Raw genomic sequence first — 16,108 nt, 5'->3', positions numbered from 1 at the left:
TTCAAGAAGGAATCCGTCTGCCCATGATCCATATCCCGAAATCGGAATACACCCGCCGCCGCAAGGCGCTCATGGCGCAGATGGAGCCCAACAGCATTGCGATTCTGCCCGCTGCCGCAGTGGCGGTGCGCAATCGCGACGTTGAATATGTGTACCGCCAGGACAGTAACTTCCAGTACCTGAGCGGCTTCCCCGAGCCGCAGGCGGTGATCGTCCTGATCCCTGGCCGTGCCCACGGCGAGTACGTGCTTTTTTGCCGTGAACGCAATGCCGAACGCGAATTGTGGGACGGTTTGCGCGCCGGGCAAGAGGGCGCCATGCGTGACTTTGGCGCAGACGATGCTTTCCCGATCACCGACATTGACGACATTTTGCCGGGGCTGATTGAAGGCCGCGACCGGGTGTATTCGGCGATGGGCAACAACCCCGAGTTCGACCGCCACCTCATGGAGTGGATCAACACCATTCGCTCCAAGGCCAGCCTCGGCGCCCAGCCGCCCAACGAATTCGTTGCGCTGGATCATCTGCTGCATGACATGCGCCTGTATAAATCGGCGGCAGAGATCAAGGTCATGCGCCACGCGGCGCAAATATCGGCCCGCGCGCATATCCGTGCGATGCAGGCCAGCCGCGCCGGGCTGCACGAGTACAGCCTGGAGGCCGAACTGGATTACGAATTCCGTAAAAGTGGCGCGAAAATGCCGGCTTATGGCTCGATCGTCGCGTCGGGTGATAACAGCTGCATCCTGCACTACCAGGAAAACGACGCCCCGCTCAAGGACGGCGACCTGGTGCTGATCGATGCGGGCTGCGAGATCGACTGCTACGCCAGTGACATCAGCCGTACGTTTCCGGTAAGCGGTCAGTTCTCCCTCGAGCAAAAAGCCATCTATGAGCTGGTGCTGGCCGCGCAAGAAGCTGCGTTCAGCGAAATCGCGCCGAACAAACACTGGAACCAGGCCCACGAAATAACCGTTCAGGTGATCACCGCCGGGCTGGTTGAACTGGGCCTGTTGCAAGGCGACGTTGACGAGCTGATTGCCAGCGAAGCCTACAAAGCGTTTTACATGCACCGGGCTGGCCATTGGCTGGGGCTCGATGTGCATGACGTTGGCGAATACAAAGTGGGCGGTGAGTGGCGCGTGCTGGAACCCGGCATGACCCTGACCGTTGAGCCTGGCATCTACATCAGCCCGAATAACCTGCACGTCGCCAAAAAATGGCGCGGGATCGGCGTGCGTATCGAGGACGACGTTGTGGTCACCAAAAATGGCTGTGAAATCCTGACCGCTGACGTGCCCAAAACCGTCGCCGAGATTGAAGCCTTGATGGCGGCCGCACGAGCGAACGCGGCATGAGTCGCGTCCATCTGGCAATTATTGGTGGCGGTCTGGTCGGCGCCAGCCTGGCCTTGGCGTTGCAAGCGGGTGCCAAGGCGCGCGGCTGGAAGATCGTGCTGATCGAACCCTTCGCCCCCGGCAACACCTACCAGCCGAGCTACGACGCCCGTTCATCGGCGCTGAGCTATGGCGCCCGGCTTATTTATGAGCGCCTGGGCGTGTGGGAATCGATTGTTGAACGGGGCGAGCCGATCAAAGACATTCATGTGTCCGATCGCGGGCGTTTCTCTACCGCGCGCTTGTCGGCCAGCGAAGAAGGCGTACCCGCACTCGGGTACGTTGTCGAAAATGCCTGGCTCGGCCAATGCCTGTGGAAAAGTCTGGACCCGGACGTCATCAGCTGGCGATGCCCGGCTGAAGTTATCCACATGCAGCCGCTTGAGGATGGCTATCGCCTGACCCTCAATGACGAAACCACCCTCGATTGCGACTTGGCGGTGCTGGCCGATGGCGGGCGTTCCGGCCTGCGCGAGCAGTTGGGCATTCATGTGCGCAAGCGGCCTTATGACCAGAGCGCCCTGATCGCTAACATCACCACCAGCCAGCCCCATGACGGCATGGCGTTTGAGCGTTTTACCGACGAAGGGCCGATGGCCTTGCTGCCGCTGCCAGACAACCGCTGCGCGCTGGTCTGGACCCGTCTGGGCATGGACGCTCAGCGTCTGGCGGCACTCGATGAACGCAGTTTCCTCAGCGAGTTGCAGGCCGTTTTTGGCTATCGCCTGGGCACCCTTGAACAAGTCGGCGCACGCCACTTGTACCCGCTGGTGCTGGTTGAAGCCGAAGAGCAGGTACGCCCGCACCTGGTGGTGTTGGGCAACGCGGCGCACAGCCTGCACCCGATTGCCGGTCAGGGCTTCAACCTGTCGTTGCGTGACGCCCAGGCGTTGGCCGATGCCTTGCTGGCCAGCGAGCAAAAGCCCGGCGAGCTGGCCACCTTGCTGAGTTATCAACAGCGCCAGCAGTTGGACCAGCAGTTGACCATTGGCTTCTCCGATCAAGTGACGCGGCTTTTTGGCAGTGACCAGACGCTGATTTCGTTTGGCCGCAATCTGGGGTTGCTGGGCCTCGATGTACTGCCGCCTGCCAAGCGCTGGTTTGCCCGTCAGGCCATGGGCCTGGGCACGCGCGCAGACAGCTGATAGCGGCCGGGGCGTTTACTGTGCCCCGTGTCGACCCTTTTTAGATGCGGCGCAGGCCGCTAGCGAGACAGGCTTAAAGCATGGAAATGCGCGCAGATGTGCTGATTGTCGGGGCCGGAATGGTCGGAAGCGCTTTGGCGCTGGCGCTCAAAGACAGCGGGCTGAACGTGGTGCTGCTCGACGGCAGCCCGCTCAGCGTCAAACCCTTCACCGCTCAAGACACCTTTGAACCCCGGGTCAGCGCCTTGTCGGCCGCCAGCCAACGCATCCTGCAACGCCTTGGCGCCTGGGAGGGTATTCGCGCACGGCGCACCAGCCCGTACTCGCACATGCACGTGTGGGACGGCAGCGGCACCGGGCACATCCACTTTTCGGCGGCCAGTGTGCACGCTGACGTGCTGGGCCATATCGTTGAAAACCGTGTGGTGCAGGACGCGTTGCTGGAGCGTCTGCAAGACTCCGGCATCCAGATGCTGGCCAATGCACGCCTTGAACAAATGCGCCGTTCGGCCGATGACTGGCTGCTGACCCTGGCCGATGGCCGCACCTTGCGCGCGCCGCTGGTGATCGCCGCCGATGGCGCCAACTCGGCTGTGCGCCGCCTCACCGGCTGTGAGACCCGCGAGTGGGATTATCAGCATCACGCCATCGTCACCAGCGTGCGTTGCGCACAGGCGCATCAGCAGACCGCCTGGCAGCGCTTCACCGACCATGGCCCGCTGGCGTTTTTGCCGCTGGAGCGCGAAGGTCAGCAAGATTGGTGTTCAATCGTCTGGTCGACCACCCCGGAACAAGCGCAGGCGTTGATGGCGCTGGACGACGAGGCGTTTTGCCGCGAACTGGAATTTGCCTTTGAAGGCCGCTTGGGCACGGTGCTCAGTGCCGACCCGCGAGTGTGCGTGCCGCTGCGCCAACGCCATGCCAAACGCTATGTGGCCGAAGGCCTGGCGCTGATCGGTGATGCGGCGCACACCATTCACCCGCTTGCCGGGCAGGGCGTGAATTTGGGCTTTCTGGATGCCGCCGTGCTGGCCGATGTACTTCTGCACGCGGCGGACCGTGGTGAGCGACTGGCCGATGTGCGGGTACTGAGCCGCTACGAGCGGCGTCGCATGCCCCACAACCTGGCGCTGATGGCGGCCATGGAAGGCTTTGAACGCTTGTTCCAGTCGGACTCGCTGACGGCACGGCTGGTGCGCAACACCGGCTTGAAATGGGTCAACCAAATGCCCGAAGCCAAAGCCCTGTTCGTGCGCCAGGCGCTGGGCCTCACCGGCGACCTGCCGCCGTTGGCCAAATCGTTGTAAATAACCCTTTGCGCGAACGCGGACCTTGTAGGAGCGAGCTTGCTCGCGATCTTTTAAAGACCAAAAGATCGCGAGCAAGCTCGCTCCTACAGGGGGATTTTGGCTATCTGTAACATCTGGTAACGCCTCGGGGGCGAGTTCGGTTGAGCTGGCAAATGTGATTCACTACCATTTACGCCCGATTCGCATTAGAGAGACCGCCCTCCATGCTGGCACCCAAGCGTCTACTGACTGCCCTGGCCCTTACCGTGTTCGGGAGCAGCGTGTTTGCTGCCGATGAAGTGGTGGTTTATTCCTCGCGCATCGACGAGCTGATCAAGCCGGTATTTGACGCCTACACCGCGAAAACCGGGGTCAAGGTCAAGTTCATCACCGACAAGGAAGCGCCGCTTATGCAGCGCATCAAGGCTGAAGGCCAAAACGCCACGGCTGACCTGTTGCTCACCGTAGACGCCGGTAACCTCTGGCAAGCCGAGCAAATGGGCATCTTGCAGCCGATCAAGTCCGAGATCATCGATAAAAACATCCCGCCTCAATACCGCTCCTCGAGCCATGAGTGGACGGGCTTGAGCCTGCGCGCACGGACCATCGCTTACGCCTCTGACCGGGTCAAGCCAGACGAGCTGTCGACCTACGAAGAGCTGGCAGACAAGAAGTGGGAAGGGCGCCTGTGCCTGCGCACCGCGAAGAAGGTCTACAACCAGTCATTGACCGCGACCATGATCGAAGTGAATGGCCCGCAAAAAACTGAAGAGATCCTCAAAGGCTGGGTCAACAACCTGTCTACCGACGTGTTCTCCGATGACATCGCGGTGCTGGAAGCGATCAACGCCGGGCAATGCGACGTCGGCATCGTCAACACCTACTACTACGGCCGCCTGCACAAGCAAAAGCCTGACCTGGCGGTAAAACTGTTCTGGCCGAACCAGTCTGACCGCGGGGTTCACGTCAACCTGTCGGGTATTGGCCTGACCAAGTACGCGCCGCACCCTGACGCCGCCAAAGCGCTGGTGGAGTGGATGACCACCCCTGAAGCCCAAACGATTTTTGCCGACACCAACCAGGAATTCCCGGCCAACCCGAGCGTTGAGCCCTCGGCCGAAGTGGCCAGCTGGGGCAAGTTCAAGGCTGACGTACTGCCGGTTGAAGTGGCGGGCAAGCGCCAGGCTGAAGCGATCCGCATGATGGACCGCGCTGGCTGGAATTGAGTTAGTTTTAGCGCATAAACCTGTGGGAGCGGGCTTGCTCGCGATAGCATCACCGTGGTTTCTGATGAGACCGAGGTGCCTGCATCGCGAGCAAGCCCGCTCCCACATTGTTTTCTGATACTTCCACACCCTTCCGAGAGTTTTTCGTGGCCCATCCTGCCCAACGTCGCTGGTATCCGCTGGTCTTTACCATTGCCGCTCTGGTGTTGCTGCCGCTGAGCGTTTTGCTGCTGTCCTGGCAAAACATTGACGGCCAGATCTGGAGCCATTTGTGGGACACACAGATGCCGCGCCTGCTGGGCAACACGCTGACGCTGATTGTCGGCGTAGGCATTGGGGTGACCTTGCTCGGGGTCAGTCTGGCGTGGCTGACCAGCCTCTGCGAGTTCCCCGGCAGGCGCTGGCTGGACTGGGCGCTGATGCTGCCGTTTGCGATTCCGGCTTATGTGCTGGCGTTTGTCTTTGTCGGCCTGCTGGACTTCGCCGGGCCGGTGCAAACCCTGTTGCGAGAATGGTTTGGCATGGGCCTGCGGCTGCCTCGGGTACGCTCCACGGGCGGTGTGATCATCGTGTTGATTCTGGTGTTCTACCCCTACGTGTACCTGCTGGCGCGCACCGCCTTTTTGGCCCAGGGCAAAGGCCTGATGGAAGCCGCCCGCATTCTGGGGCAAAGCCCGTGGCAGGCGTTTTGGCGGGTCGCTTTACCCATGGCACGCCCGGCCATTGGCGCCGGTGTGGCGTTGGCGCTGATGGAAACCCTGGCCGATTTTGGCGCCGTCTCGGTGTTCAACTTCGACACCTTTACCACGGCGATCTACAAAACCTGGTACGGCTTTTTCAGCCTGTCGACTGCCGCCCAACTGGCCAGCCTGTTGCTGCTGGTAGTGATGGTCGTGCTTTACGGTGAACGCCGGGCGCGGGGTACCAGCCGGGCCAGCAACGAGCGGCCACGGATCAAGGCCCTGTATCACTTGCGCGGCCCCAAAGCCTGGCTGGCCAGCGGCTGGTGCCTGCTGGTGTTTGCCTGCGCCTTTGTCATCCCGCTGCTGCAATTGATGGTGTGGTTCTGGCAGCGCGGGCGCTTTGACCTGGATGAGCGCTACACCGGGCTGATCCTGCACACCCTGTATCTGGGCAGCATGGCCGCGCTGATTACCGTCTGCGTGGCGCTGGTGCTGGCGTTTGCCCGGCGTCAGGCGCCGACCCCGGCGATTCGCGCCGGGGTCAGCCTGGCGAATCTCGGGTATGCCTTGCCGGGCTCGGTGTTGGCGGTGTCGATCATGTTGGCCTTCAGCTACCTGGACCGCGAGCTGGTGGTGCCGGTGTCGGGCTGGTTGGGCGGGGCGGGCAAGCCGCTGTTGCTGGGCAGTTTGTCGGCGTTGCTGCTGGCGTATTTGGTGCGTTTTATCGCAGTGGCCTATGGCCCGCTGGAAAATAGCCTGGCGCGGATTCGACCGTCTTTGCCCGAGGCGGCCCGCAGCCTGGGTGTAAGTGGCCCGCGACTGTTTTTCAAAGTGTATCTGCCGTTACTCCTGCCGGGCACTCTGAGCGCTGCGCTGCTGGTGTTTGTCGATGTACTCAAAGAGATGCCTGCCACCTTGCTGATGCGCCCATTCGGCTGGGACACGCTGGCGGTACGGATCTTTGAGATGACCAGCGAGGGCGAGTGGGCGCGAGCGTCCCTGCCAGCATTGACCTTGGTGCTGGTGGGTTTGCTACCGGTGATCGGCCTGATTCGCCGCTCGGCCCATCGCAACGGTTAGGTGCCAGTCCTCCTGCATACGGCTACAATGCGCGGCATTCGGTGCGGTCTGTCTGTCAGGCCAGGTCGTTTGTTAAACGCGCAAAGGCCTGTTTCAACAGCCTCAAACGTTCTACAAGCCTGTCCGCACCTTCGCCAAGCCCGGAAGGAGAAACCCATGGGACAGCGTACGCCTCTGTATGACCTGCATCTCGCCCTAGGCGCGAAAATGGTCGATTTTGGCGGTTGGGATATGCCCTTGCATTACGGCTCGCAAGTTGAGGAACACCACGAGGTGCGCCGCGACTGTGGGGTTTTTGATGTCTCGCATATGACCGTGATTGACGTCACCGGGGATCAGGCCAAGGAATGGCTACAGCATTTGTTGGCAAACGATGTCGAACGTCTGAACACACCCGGCCGCGCACTGTATAGCGCCATGCTCAACGAAAACGGCGGAGTGGTGGACGACATGATCGTCTACCTGATGCCGACGGGTTATCGGCTTATCGTCAACGCCGCTACTCGCGATCAGGACCTGGCCTGGATGAACAGCCACCTGGGCGGCTACGCCGTGCAGTTGCATGAGCGCCCCGAGTTGGCGCTGCTGGCCATTCAAGGCCCACAGGCCCGGCACAAAGTGGCCGAGCTGGTGAGCCAGTCTCGTAGCCAGCTTATTCAGCAGCTCAAGCCCTTTGAAGGGCAGGTCAGCGGCGATTGGTTTATCGCCCGCACCGGCTATACCGGTGAAGACGGCCTGGAAATTGTGCTCCCGGCCGATCAAGCGCCCGCGTTTTTTAACGATCTGGTCGGCGCCGGCATTTCTCCGATAGGCTTGGGCGCCCGCGATACCTTGCGCCTTGAGGCCGGCATGAACCTGTATGGGCAGGATATTCACCTGTCTGTCTCGCCCCTTTCAGCCAATATGGCGTGGACTATCGCCTGGGAGCCCGCCTCGCGCAACTTCATCGGGCGCGAAGCGCTGGAGGCAGAAAAGGCCAGCGGTTCACGGCTCAAACTGGTGGGTTTGGTGCTGGAAGAGCGCGGCGTCCTGCGCGCACATCAGGTCGTTCGCATCGCAGATGTTGGCGAAGGAGAGATCACCAGTGGTAGCTTCTCTCCTACGCTAAGCAAATCGATTGCATTGGCGCGAGTTCCGATGGCAACGGCTGACCGTGCCGAGGTTGAAATTCGTGGCAAGTGGTACCCGGTTCGCGTGGTTAAACCGACTTTTGTACGTCTTGGCAAAGCCTTGATCTAACGTTTACTGGCAGGCTTACATACCGTGTGAGCCGCTGACATTTCTTCTTGAGGACACTGAATATGAGCAATATCCCTGCGGACCTGCGCTTTGCTGAAAGTCACGAGTGGGCACGTCTGGAAGCTGATGGCTCGATTACCGTCGGTATCAGCGACCACGCTCAAGAAGCGCTGGGGGATGTGGTGTTTGTTGAGCTGCCGGAAGTGGGCACAGTGTTCGCTGCAGGCGAGGCAGCGGGCGTGGTTGAGTCGGTAAAAGCTGCTTCGGACATTTACTCGCCGGTGTCGGGCGAAGTGATTGCAGTCAATGGCGAGTTGGCAGATGCCCCTGAAGGGCTGAACAGCGATTCGTACGCCAGCTGGATCTTCAAGCTCAAGCCAGACAACACCGCTGAGCTGGAAAAACTGCTGGACGCTGCCGGGTACAAAGCCGCGATCGGCGAGTAACCTCAACCTGTAGGAGCGAGCTCGCCTCGCGATCTTTTGATCTTTTAAAAGATCGCGAGGCGAGCTCGCTCCTACAGAGTTTTGGGTGTTAAGCGTCTTTGAGTACGGCTTTAACCGCCGCTACTGAACGCTCGACATCGGCCTTGGTCATGGCGGTAAACATCGGCAGCGATACGATTAAACGTCCTACACGTTCGGCCACCGGCAACATCCCTTCCTTGAACCCGCGCTCACGGTACAAGCTCAGCAAGTGAATCGGCGGGTAGTGGTAGCCGATGCCGACGCCCAACGCCTGCATTTCTTTCATAAAGGTCGCACGTGCCGGCTGGCCGTCTTTGCGCTCGGGCAAGACCAGTTGGAACAAGTGCCAGTTGGTGTTGGTGAAGTCAGCCACCGGCAGTTGTGCGCCGTACTCGGCTTCAAAATCCGCGCCGAAGCAGTCGAAGTAATGCTTGGCCAGCTCACGGCGATGCGCCGTGATGGCTTCGATGTGGGCAAATTGGCCCAGGCCGATCGCCGCTGCGATGTCGGTCATGTTGAACTTGCCACCCAGCACGTCCACATCCAGGCCGTCAAAACCGGTGCGAGTAACGCCTTGCAGGCGATATTTCTCGGCCAGACGGGCCTCTTCTTCGTTGTTCAGAACCAGACAACCGCCCTCGGACGAGGTGATGTTCTTGTTGGCCTGGAAGCTGAACGACACGAAATCACCGCGAGCGCCAATGCGCTGACCTTGCCAGCTCGAACCCAGGGCTTGAGCGGCGTCTTCGACAACGCGCAGGTTGTGTTTTTTCGCCAGTGCGTAGAGCGCATCCATGTCGACAGGCAAGCCCGACAGGTACACCGGAATAATGGCTTTGGTACGTGGCGTGATGGCCGCTTCAACCTTGGCCAGGTCGATGTTGCGGGTCACCGGGTCGATGTCTGCAAACACCGGGGTGGCGCCGACTTCGATGATCACGTTAGCGGTGGCTACCCACGAAATAGGCGTGGTGATCACCTCGTCGCCCGCACCGATACCGGCGATGCGCAGGGCGATTTCCATGGTGCACGTGCCGGAGTTGAACGTGCGCACCGGGCGCCCGCCAAAGTACTCGGACAACTGCGCCTCGAACGCCTGAACCTTTGGCCCGCTGGTGATCCAGCCCGAGCGCAACACGTCGCCGACGGCAGCAATAGTGGCTTCATCAATGGTGGGTTTGGAAAACGGCAGGAAAGGCAGGGAACTCATAGAGGCTAGACGTCCGATGTGAATTTGGGTGAGTAAAGCATACCCAGCGCGTTGTTCACAGCCGGTGAAAATTCTGTATGAAAGCTGAATGAGCGTGTAGGTCTAACGGTCCCGTAGCAGTTGCCGAGCCTGCGAGGCTACGTCCGATTGCGCAGCGATCGTAAACCCTAAATGCACGTAGCCTCGCAGGCTCGGCAACTGCTACAGGTTCAGGGGTTACTCTGAGGTGGCGTTCTTGACCAGAATCGCGTTAGCCAGATCCATGTCGCTGACTTTCATGTTCGGGTTGTCAGAGCGCACTTGCTGCATCGCCGACTCCAGATAAGGCCCACGAATTTCGCCGTTGCTGGCGACAAAGCTGCCCGCGTCGTCTTGAGCGGCAATCACTTTGCGGTCTTTTTTGAAGGTCAGGTACGTCGAACCGGTCGTCGCCCCTGAAGACAAGACGTCACGCCAAAAGCCGTCGGCCATGGCTGAAACAGGAAGGGACAACAGTGCAGCAGCGGCGACAGCATATTTGAGGCGCATGAGAGGAACTCCAAAAAGGTTAGCTACCTGTTTGATTGTAGTAACCGACAGGGAGTTCCGTTACCTCACGTCACAATTTCAACGCTTAACACGGTTCCATGTTGAGCCGTAACGCGTACCGGCGTGCCTACCTCAGCATCCGGGCCGACCGCCATCCACACGCTGTCACCCACCTTGATTTTGCCCCGACCTTCCACAATGGCTTGTTGAACAACAAATGTGCGGCCGATCAATTCGTGGCCGCGACTGTTGAGTTCAGGTTGATCGCTGCGGGCGACGATGTTGCGCTGGCGTTTCCACCAGAACACCGCCGTCAGGATCGCCAGTATGCCAAACAGTGGGAGTTGCAACGCCCAAGACAATGCGGGTATCAGGAAGGTCACCACACCGACAATAATCCCGGCAATGCCCACCCACAGCAGATAACCGCCTGCGCCGAACACTTCCAGAATCAGCAGGACGGTGCCCAGTGCCAACCAGTCCCAATAGCTGAGGTTTTGCATGAACTCCCACATACCTCAGGCCTTTTTGTTGTCGAAAGTGGCTTTGACGATCTCGCCGATGCCGCCTACAGCGCCGATCACCTGGCTGGCTTCCAGTGGCATGAGGATAACTTTACTGTTGTCAGCAGAGGCGAGCTTGCCCAGTGCATCAATGTACTTTTGCGCCACAAAGTAATTGATCGCTTGTACGTTGCCGTTGGCAATGGCTTCGGAAACCACTTGTGTCGCGCGGGCTTCTGCTTCGGCCTGACGTTCGCGGGCTTCAGATTCCAGGAACGCTGCCTGACGACCGCCTTCGGCTTCGAGGATCTGTGCCTGTTTTTTACCTTCGGCGGTCAAGATCGCAGAGGCTCGCAGGCCTTCGGCCTCAAGGATCTGTGCACGCTTGATGCGCTCTGCTTTCATCTGCCCTGACATTGCCGCCATCAGGTCTGCGGGCGGGCTGATGTCTTTGATCTCGATCCGGGTGATTTTGATGCCCCAGGGTGCAGTTGCTTCATCGACCGTGCGCAACAGCTTTTCGTTGATCCCGTCACGCTGGCTGAGCATGGCGTCTAGCTCCATCGAGCCGAGCACTGTGCGGATGTTGGTCTGCAGCAGGTTGCGAATGGCGTGCTCAAGGTTGTTAACCTCGTACGCTGCCTGAGCCGTATTAACCACCTGGAAAAAACACACGGCATCAATTTGAACGGTGGCGTTGTCGGCGGTAATGACCTCCTGCGGCGGAATATCCAGCACGCTTTCCATCACGTTGATCTTGCGTCCGATGCGGTCCATCACCGGGATGATGATGTTCAGGCCGGGTTTAAGGGTGTTGGTGTATCGGCCAAAACGCTCCACTGTCCACTGATAACCCTGTGGGACAACCTTGAAGCCCATGAAGAGCACGGCGATAGCCAGTACGACAAACAACAGAACCACTGAACCTACTTGCATAACCCTTCCTTGTCTGTGATGGATCGACCGAGAAAAACTCAGCCCGAGCGCAGGGTAACCTGCTTGTAAACGGCTTAACTGTTTAAATTTTAGTCAAGATAAGTCCATCACGCCGGTGTTACACGCAAGGCTTCTTCCAGCGTGGTCATGCCGCTGGTCACTTTTTGTGCAGCTGCGATTCTTAGTGGCCGCATTCCTTCAATGCAGGCGTCGCGGCGCAGGGCGTTGATGTCGGTTTGCGGGTTGATCAGCGCACTCAGGCGGTCGTTCATCAGCATGATTTCGTACACCCCGGAGCGCCCGCAATAGCCCGTGTCCCGGCACGCCATGCAGCCATTGGCCTTGTAGGTATGAGCGGGAGGCGGGTGGCCCCAACCGGGGGCGAAGTGCTGCCAGTCGTGCGCCTGCACGGGCTGCTCGGTCTTGCACTCGGGGCACAGGGTGCGCACCAGTCGTTGGGCCATCACGCCCAGCAGCGTGGCTTTGATCAAGTAAGGCGCAACCCCCAGTTCTTGTAGGCGGCTGATGGCGCTGGGCGCGTCGTTGGTGTGCAGAGTGGACAGCACCAAGTGGCCGGTCAGCGCTGCCTGAATGGCCACTTCGGCGGTTTCGAGGTCCCGTATTTCGCCGAGCATGATGATGTCCGGGTCCTGGCGCATCAGGGCGCGTACGCCGTTGGCGAAGGTCAGGTCGATATTGGTTTGCACCTGCATCTGGTTGAAGGCGGGCTCAATCATTTCGATCGGGTCTTCGAGGGTGCACAGGTTGATCTGCGGGGTGGCCAATTGCTTGAGGGTGGCGTACAGGGTGCTGGTTTTACCTGAACCGGTGGGGCCGGTGATCAGGATGATGCCGTTGGGCTGGCGGATCATGTGTTCCCAACGCTGCAGATCTTCGCCGTCAAAGCCCAGTTGGTCGAAGCTTTTGAGCAAGACCTGCGGGTCGAAAATACGCATGACCATCTTTTCGCCGAAGGCCGTCGGCAAGGTGGCCAGACGCAGCTCGACTTCAGCCCCGGCCGGGGTTTTGGTTTTGAGGCGGCCGTCCTGGGGTTTGCGCTTTTCGGCGACGTTCATCCGGCCCAAGCTCTTGAGGCGGCTGACAATGGCCATGGTGACGTGCGGCGGGAATTGGTAAACGGTGTGCAGCACGCCGTCGATGCGAAAACGCACGCCACCCTGTTCGCGGCGCGGCTCGATATGGATATCGCTGGCCCGCTGTTCAAAGGCGTACTGAAACAGCCAGTCGACGATATTCACAATGTGCGCGTCGTTGGCGTCGGGCTCCTGGCTGGCGCTGCCCAGCGTTAAAAGTTGCTCAAGGTTGGCCGTATTGCTGGTTTTTTGATCATTGAGCACCGCCCCCGTCACCGACTTGGCCACGTTGAAAAACTCCACACTCAGGCGCTGGATCTCCTGGGGGTTGGCAATCACCCGCCGGATGGGGCGCTTGAGCACCTGTTTGAGGTCGGCCTCCCAACTGCTGACCCAAGGCTGGGCGCTGGCAATGGTGATGGTGTGTTCATCGGCGGCCACGGCGAGGATTTGATGACGCTGGGCGAAGGCAAATGACATCAGCCCGGTGACCGTCGCCACATCGATTTTGAGCGGGTCGAGGCGCAGGTACGGTTGGGCGAATTCATCAGCGAGCCACGCGGTCAGGGTTTCGAGGTCCAGGCGTTTACCGGGGCGGGTGGGGTCTGCAAGCTGTTGATTGGCCAGAAAGACCAGCGGATGCAACGGGGCATTGAGTGGCTCGCGGCTGCTGATTAAGGCGTGTTCGGCGCAGCTTTGTCTCAGGCGACCTTGAGCGAGCAGCACGGGCAGCAGCTGTTTGAGGGTAAGCCATTGGTCATGAGGCGGGGCATTGCGCATATACAGCTCCTGGGGCGACTTCAAACACTGCGCAGACGGTTCCTTGTCTGTGTGTTTGAAGCCTAGTCATCTGGAGCTGATGAAGGCTTGCGCAATGGTTGCCAGCTATTACCCGGTCAATGCAGCCCTGGCAGGCTGGTCGAGTTCGAGCGTCATGGCGAAGACACTGATCAGATTGCGCAATTTTTCGCCAATCACTTGGGCGCGGTGCCAGCTTTGCTCGTCACTGACGATGTTGATGCTGAAACTGTCGTCATCGCGGAGCACCTCAACGTGCCGGGGCACGAGCTGCTGCAAGGCGAACAGGTTGAGCACCCGGCACAACACATCCGCTTCGGCCTCTGCCTGAATACAAAACCGCACCGCACACGGCGCTGCATTGTTGGCCCAGACATCGGGGCGGGTTGAGGGGTGGACGGCTTCCAGCGGCGGCATGGGATGACTCCTGATTAGGCTGGAGAAATATTTACACGTCGGGCGCGGTTTTTTTTATCTAAGATGCAGCGATTACGCGAAAGAAAGACTTACTCAGGTCGTCAATAACTTATCCAAAGGTATTTTTATGCAAGGCGAACTCGACGCTTACGACCGGCGCATCCTCGCGCTGCTGCAAGAAGACGCTTCGCTGTCCAGCGCACAGATCGCCGAACAGGTGGGGTTGTCGCAATCACCGTGCTGGCGGCGCATTCAGCGGATGAAAGACGAGGGCATTATTCGCGGGCAAGTGACCTTGCTGGACCGCAAGAAAATCGGCCTCAACACGCAGATTTTTGCCGAGATCAAACTCAACGCGCACGGGCGCTCCAACTTCACCGAATTCACCGACGCCATTCGCGGGTTTCCTGAAGTGCTGGAGTGTTATGTGCTGATGGGGGCGGTGGACTTTTTGCTGCGTATCGTCACGGCTGACATTGAGGCGTATGAGCGCTTCTTCTTCGAAAAGCTGTCAATGGTGCCGGGTATCCAAGAGGTGAACTCAATCGTTGCGCTGTCTGAGATCAAATCCACCACGTGCCTGCCGGTTTAAATCAAAGCAAAAAAATGGCCTTCGCGAGGAAGGCCATTGTTCAGGCTGTCAGTGAACAAACAGCGCAATCAGGATGATGATCGGGATTGGGATGCCGAGAAAAAACAACAGAATCGAGCGCATTTTTATTCTCCAGAATTAACGGTCAATGGTGGTGGTGAGGTAGGTCACGGCATCACGACGGCGACCACCAAAGGTTGCACACAGGCTGGCAAAGAACGCGCCGAGCAGCAGTGTGATGAAGGCCCACAAGGTGCTCCAGGCAGCGGCTTTGGCAGCCATGTCAGCGGCTTCTTTGGCTTTGACCTTGGCGTCTTCAATGGCTTGATGGGCTTTGGCGTAGACTTGGTCAACCCGTTGCTCGGCCTCTGGCTGAGTCAGGTTGGTACGCTGGGCGACGATCTGCGCCAGGTAGCTGCGGTCCTCGGCGTTCAGCTCGCCGTCATGCAGGCCGCGCACCAGGATGCGGCTTACGACGCTGCGCACATCTTGCTCGCTGAGGGCTGTGCCTTGGTCATTGCGAAACAGGCTGTCGATGAAATATTCCGGGCCTTTATCGCCGCCGCCTTTGCGCATGTGCTCACCGGCTGCACTGGTGACAGCTGAGGCCGCACCGGAAGCCACGTTAGCCGTCGCCTGAACGCCGCTGCCGACAACACTGCTCAAGGAGCTTGCGATCAGTACCGCAGACACCAGCGTGGCCACTGCCCACGACAAGAAGCCGTGCGCGGTGTCGCGAAAGTACACTTCATCGCCGTGCATGCTGGACCATTTGACCCGCAGGCGACCGGCCAGGTAACCGCCCATGCCTGAGGCAATGATTTGCGTCACGGCCAGCCAGATAATCGCAGTAAAGCCCAGCGCCTTGGCGCCAACGCCTTCATCTGCCCACGGTGAAACGGCCGAAAAACCCAATCCGGCACCCAGCAAAATCAGCAGCAAAGAGAGTGAAGCCGCGGCCGCGGCGCCCGCAAAAATAGCGGCCCAGGACACGCCTGACTGGTTGGAGGAATCCTGCGGGGCAGGAGGATAGTGCTCTGTCGTCCCGATCATTATTGTTGTGCTCCTGAAATGAAATGAGGTGCAGCCTTCATTCAGGGAATTGCAGGGGCCATGCCAAGCCGGGTTTTGCCGATAACTTGAGGTTTATCAACAGGATAGGTTTTTGAGTAAAACGGACAATCATGCAGCCTGCATGATTCGGGCAAATAAAGACGGGCGTAATGCATTGAAACAATTAGCCGGGGTACGCGGTGAGCCAAACAAAACGGGAGGCCTTGGCCTCCCGTTTGTGGGGTATCAATGATGACGGTGCTTTCTTTTCTGGTGATGACCGTAGGCATGGCCACGACCCCGGTGGTCGTCACGGTCACGGGCGCGGCGATCATCGGCATCGCTTTTGTTGCCCATGTAATTGCCCAGTGCGCCGCCCGCGCCTGCTGCCAGCCAGACTTATCAGTACGTCACGCTCGACCACAGCAGTGGCGCAGAAACGGCGCTGGCT

General features: G+C 59.4%; 16 protein-coding genes. 9 read left to right on the top strand and 7 right to left on the bottom strand.

What is annotated here, in order from left to right; translation table 11 throughout:
- Positions 1-23: 23 nt before the first annotated feature.
- The 7 genes from pepP to gcvH all read left to right on the top strand — a co-directional run bounded on the left by pepP (position 24) and on the right by gcvH (position 8,505).
- Positions 24-1,358: a Xaa-Pro aminopeptidase gene (pepP, locus tag GHO25_RS17065; protein WP_153391391.1), complete on the top strand. Its 1,335-nt coding sequence runs from the start codon at positions 24-26 to the stop codon at positions 1,356-1,358.
- Entirely contained in the window at positions 1,355-2,542 is a 1,188-nt protein-coding gene (gene ubiH / locus GHO25_RS17060) for a 2-octaprenyl-6-methoxyphenyl hydroxylase (protein WP_153391389.1), read from the top strand. Before pepP ends, ubiH begins: the two co-directional genes overlap by 4 nt.
- An 86-nt stretch (positions 2,543-2,628) precedes the next feature.
- Positions 2,629-3,849 carry a 2-octaprenyl-3-methyl-6-methoxy-1,4-benzoquinol hydroxylase gene (locus GHO25_RS17055; RefSeq protein WP_178110123.1) on the top strand — a complete coding sequence of 407 codons (1,221 nt, stop codon included), beginning with the start codon at positions 2,629-2,631 and terminating at the stop codon, positions 3,847-3,849.
- 206 nt (positions 3,850-4,055) lie between these two features.
- Entirely contained in the window at positions 4,056-5,057 is a 1,002-nt protein-coding gene (locus GHO25_RS17050) for an extracellular solute-binding protein (RefSeq protein ID WP_153391385.1), read from the top strand.
- A 146-nt stretch (positions 5,058-5,203) separates the two neighbouring features.
- On the top strand, positions 5,204-6,820 hold the full coding sequence (locus tag GHO25_RS17045) for an iron ABC transporter permease (RefSeq protein ID WP_178110120.1): 1,617 nt from the start codon (positions 5,204-5,206) through the stop codon (positions 6,818-6,820).
- 156 nt (positions 6,821-6,976) lie between these two features.
- Positions 6,977-8,059 (top strand): glycine cleavage system aminomethyltransferase GcvT, encoded by a 1,083-nt coding sequence (gcvT, locus tag GHO25_RS17040; RefSeq protein WP_153391381.1) that lies wholly within the window; start codon positions 6,977-6,979, stop codon positions 8,057-8,059.
- Positions 8,060-8,121: 62 nt separating this feature from the next.
- Complete coding sequence (gene gcvH, locus GHO25_RS17035; RefSeq protein ID WP_153391379.1) at positions 8,122-8,505, top strand: glycine cleavage system protein GcvH; 384 nt, start codon at positions 8,122-8,124, stop codon at positions 8,503-8,505.
- A gap of 88 nt (positions 8,506-8,593) precedes the next feature.
- On the opposite strand, the gene GHO25_RS17030 is transcribed toward gcvH, so the two are convergent.
- The 6 genes from GHO25_RS17030 to GHO25_RS17005 form a co-directional block, all read right to left on the bottom strand.
- Positions 8,594-9,736, bottom strand: coding sequence for a DegT/DnrJ/EryC1/StrS aminotransferase family protein (locus GHO25_RS17030; RefSeq protein ID WP_048366872.1), 1,143 nt, complete (start codon positions 9,734-9,736; stop codon positions 8,594-8,596).
- Positions 9,737-9,952: 216 nt separating this feature from the next.
- Positions 9,953-10,264 (bottom strand): DUF2388 domain-containing protein, encoded by a 312-nt coding sequence (locus tag GHO25_RS17025; RefSeq protein WP_048388849.1) that lies wholly within the window; start codon positions 10,262-10,264, stop codon positions 9,953-9,955.
- A 65-nt stretch (positions 10,265-10,329) separates the two neighbouring features.
- A complete protein-coding gene (locus tag GHO25_RS17020; RefSeq protein WP_048366870.1) occupies positions 10,330-10,779 on the bottom strand; it encodes an NfeD family protein in 450 nt (149 codons plus the stop codon).
- Between the two features lie 3 nt (positions 10,780-10,782).
- The gene (locus GHO25_RS17015) at positions 10,783-11,703 is read right to left on the bottom strand and encodes an SPFH domain-containing protein (protein ID WP_048366869.1); all 921 of its coding nucleotides are present in this window, start codon (positions 11,701-11,703) and stop codon (positions 10,783-10,785) included.
- 107 nt (positions 11,704-11,810) lie between these two features.
- Entirely contained in the window at positions 11,811-13,577 is a 1,767-nt protein-coding gene (locus GHO25_RS17010) for a GspE/PulE family protein (protein ID WP_153391377.1), read from the bottom strand.
- Between the two features lie 108 nt (positions 13,578-13,685).
- Positions 13,686-14,012 (bottom strand): hypothetical protein, encoded by a 327-nt coding sequence (locus GHO25_RS17005; RefSeq protein WP_153391375.1) that lies wholly within the window; start codon positions 14,010-14,012, stop codon positions 13,686-13,688.
- A gap of 127 nt (positions 14,013-14,139) precedes the next feature.
- Here GHO25_RS17005 and GHO25_RS17000 point away from each other — a divergent pair, with 127 nt between their 5' ends.
- Positions 14,140-14,604 (top strand): Lrp/AsnC family transcriptional regulator, encoded by a 465-nt coding sequence (locus GHO25_RS17000; protein ID WP_048366866.1) that lies wholly within the window; start codon positions 14,140-14,142, stop codon positions 14,602-14,604.
- Positions 14,605-14,742: 138 nt separating this feature from the next.
- Here GHO25_RS17000 and GHO25_RS16995 read toward each other — a convergent pair whose 3' ends face one another.
- Entirely contained in the window at positions 14,743-15,657 is a 915-nt protein-coding gene (locus GHO25_RS16995) for a hypothetical protein (protein WP_048366865.1), read from the bottom strand.
- Between the two features lie 252 nt (positions 15,658-15,909).
- On the opposite strand from GHO25_RS16995, the gene GHO25_RS26145 reads away from it, so the two are divergent.
- The coding region (locus GHO25_RS26145) for a hypothetical protein (protein ID WP_178110119.1) at positions 15,910-16,108 on the top strand (199 nt) is incomplete at its 3' end.

It is taken from the genome of Pseudomonas sp. FSL R10-1350, assembly GCF_009600525.1.
GTDB classification, from domain to species: Bacteria; Pseudomonadota; Gammaproteobacteria; order Pseudomonadales; family Pseudomonadaceae; genus Aquipseudomonas; species Aquipseudomonas helleri.
The sequence above is the reverse complement of the archived record's forward strand: the minus strand, read 5'-3'. Positions and strand labels throughout refer to the sequence as shown.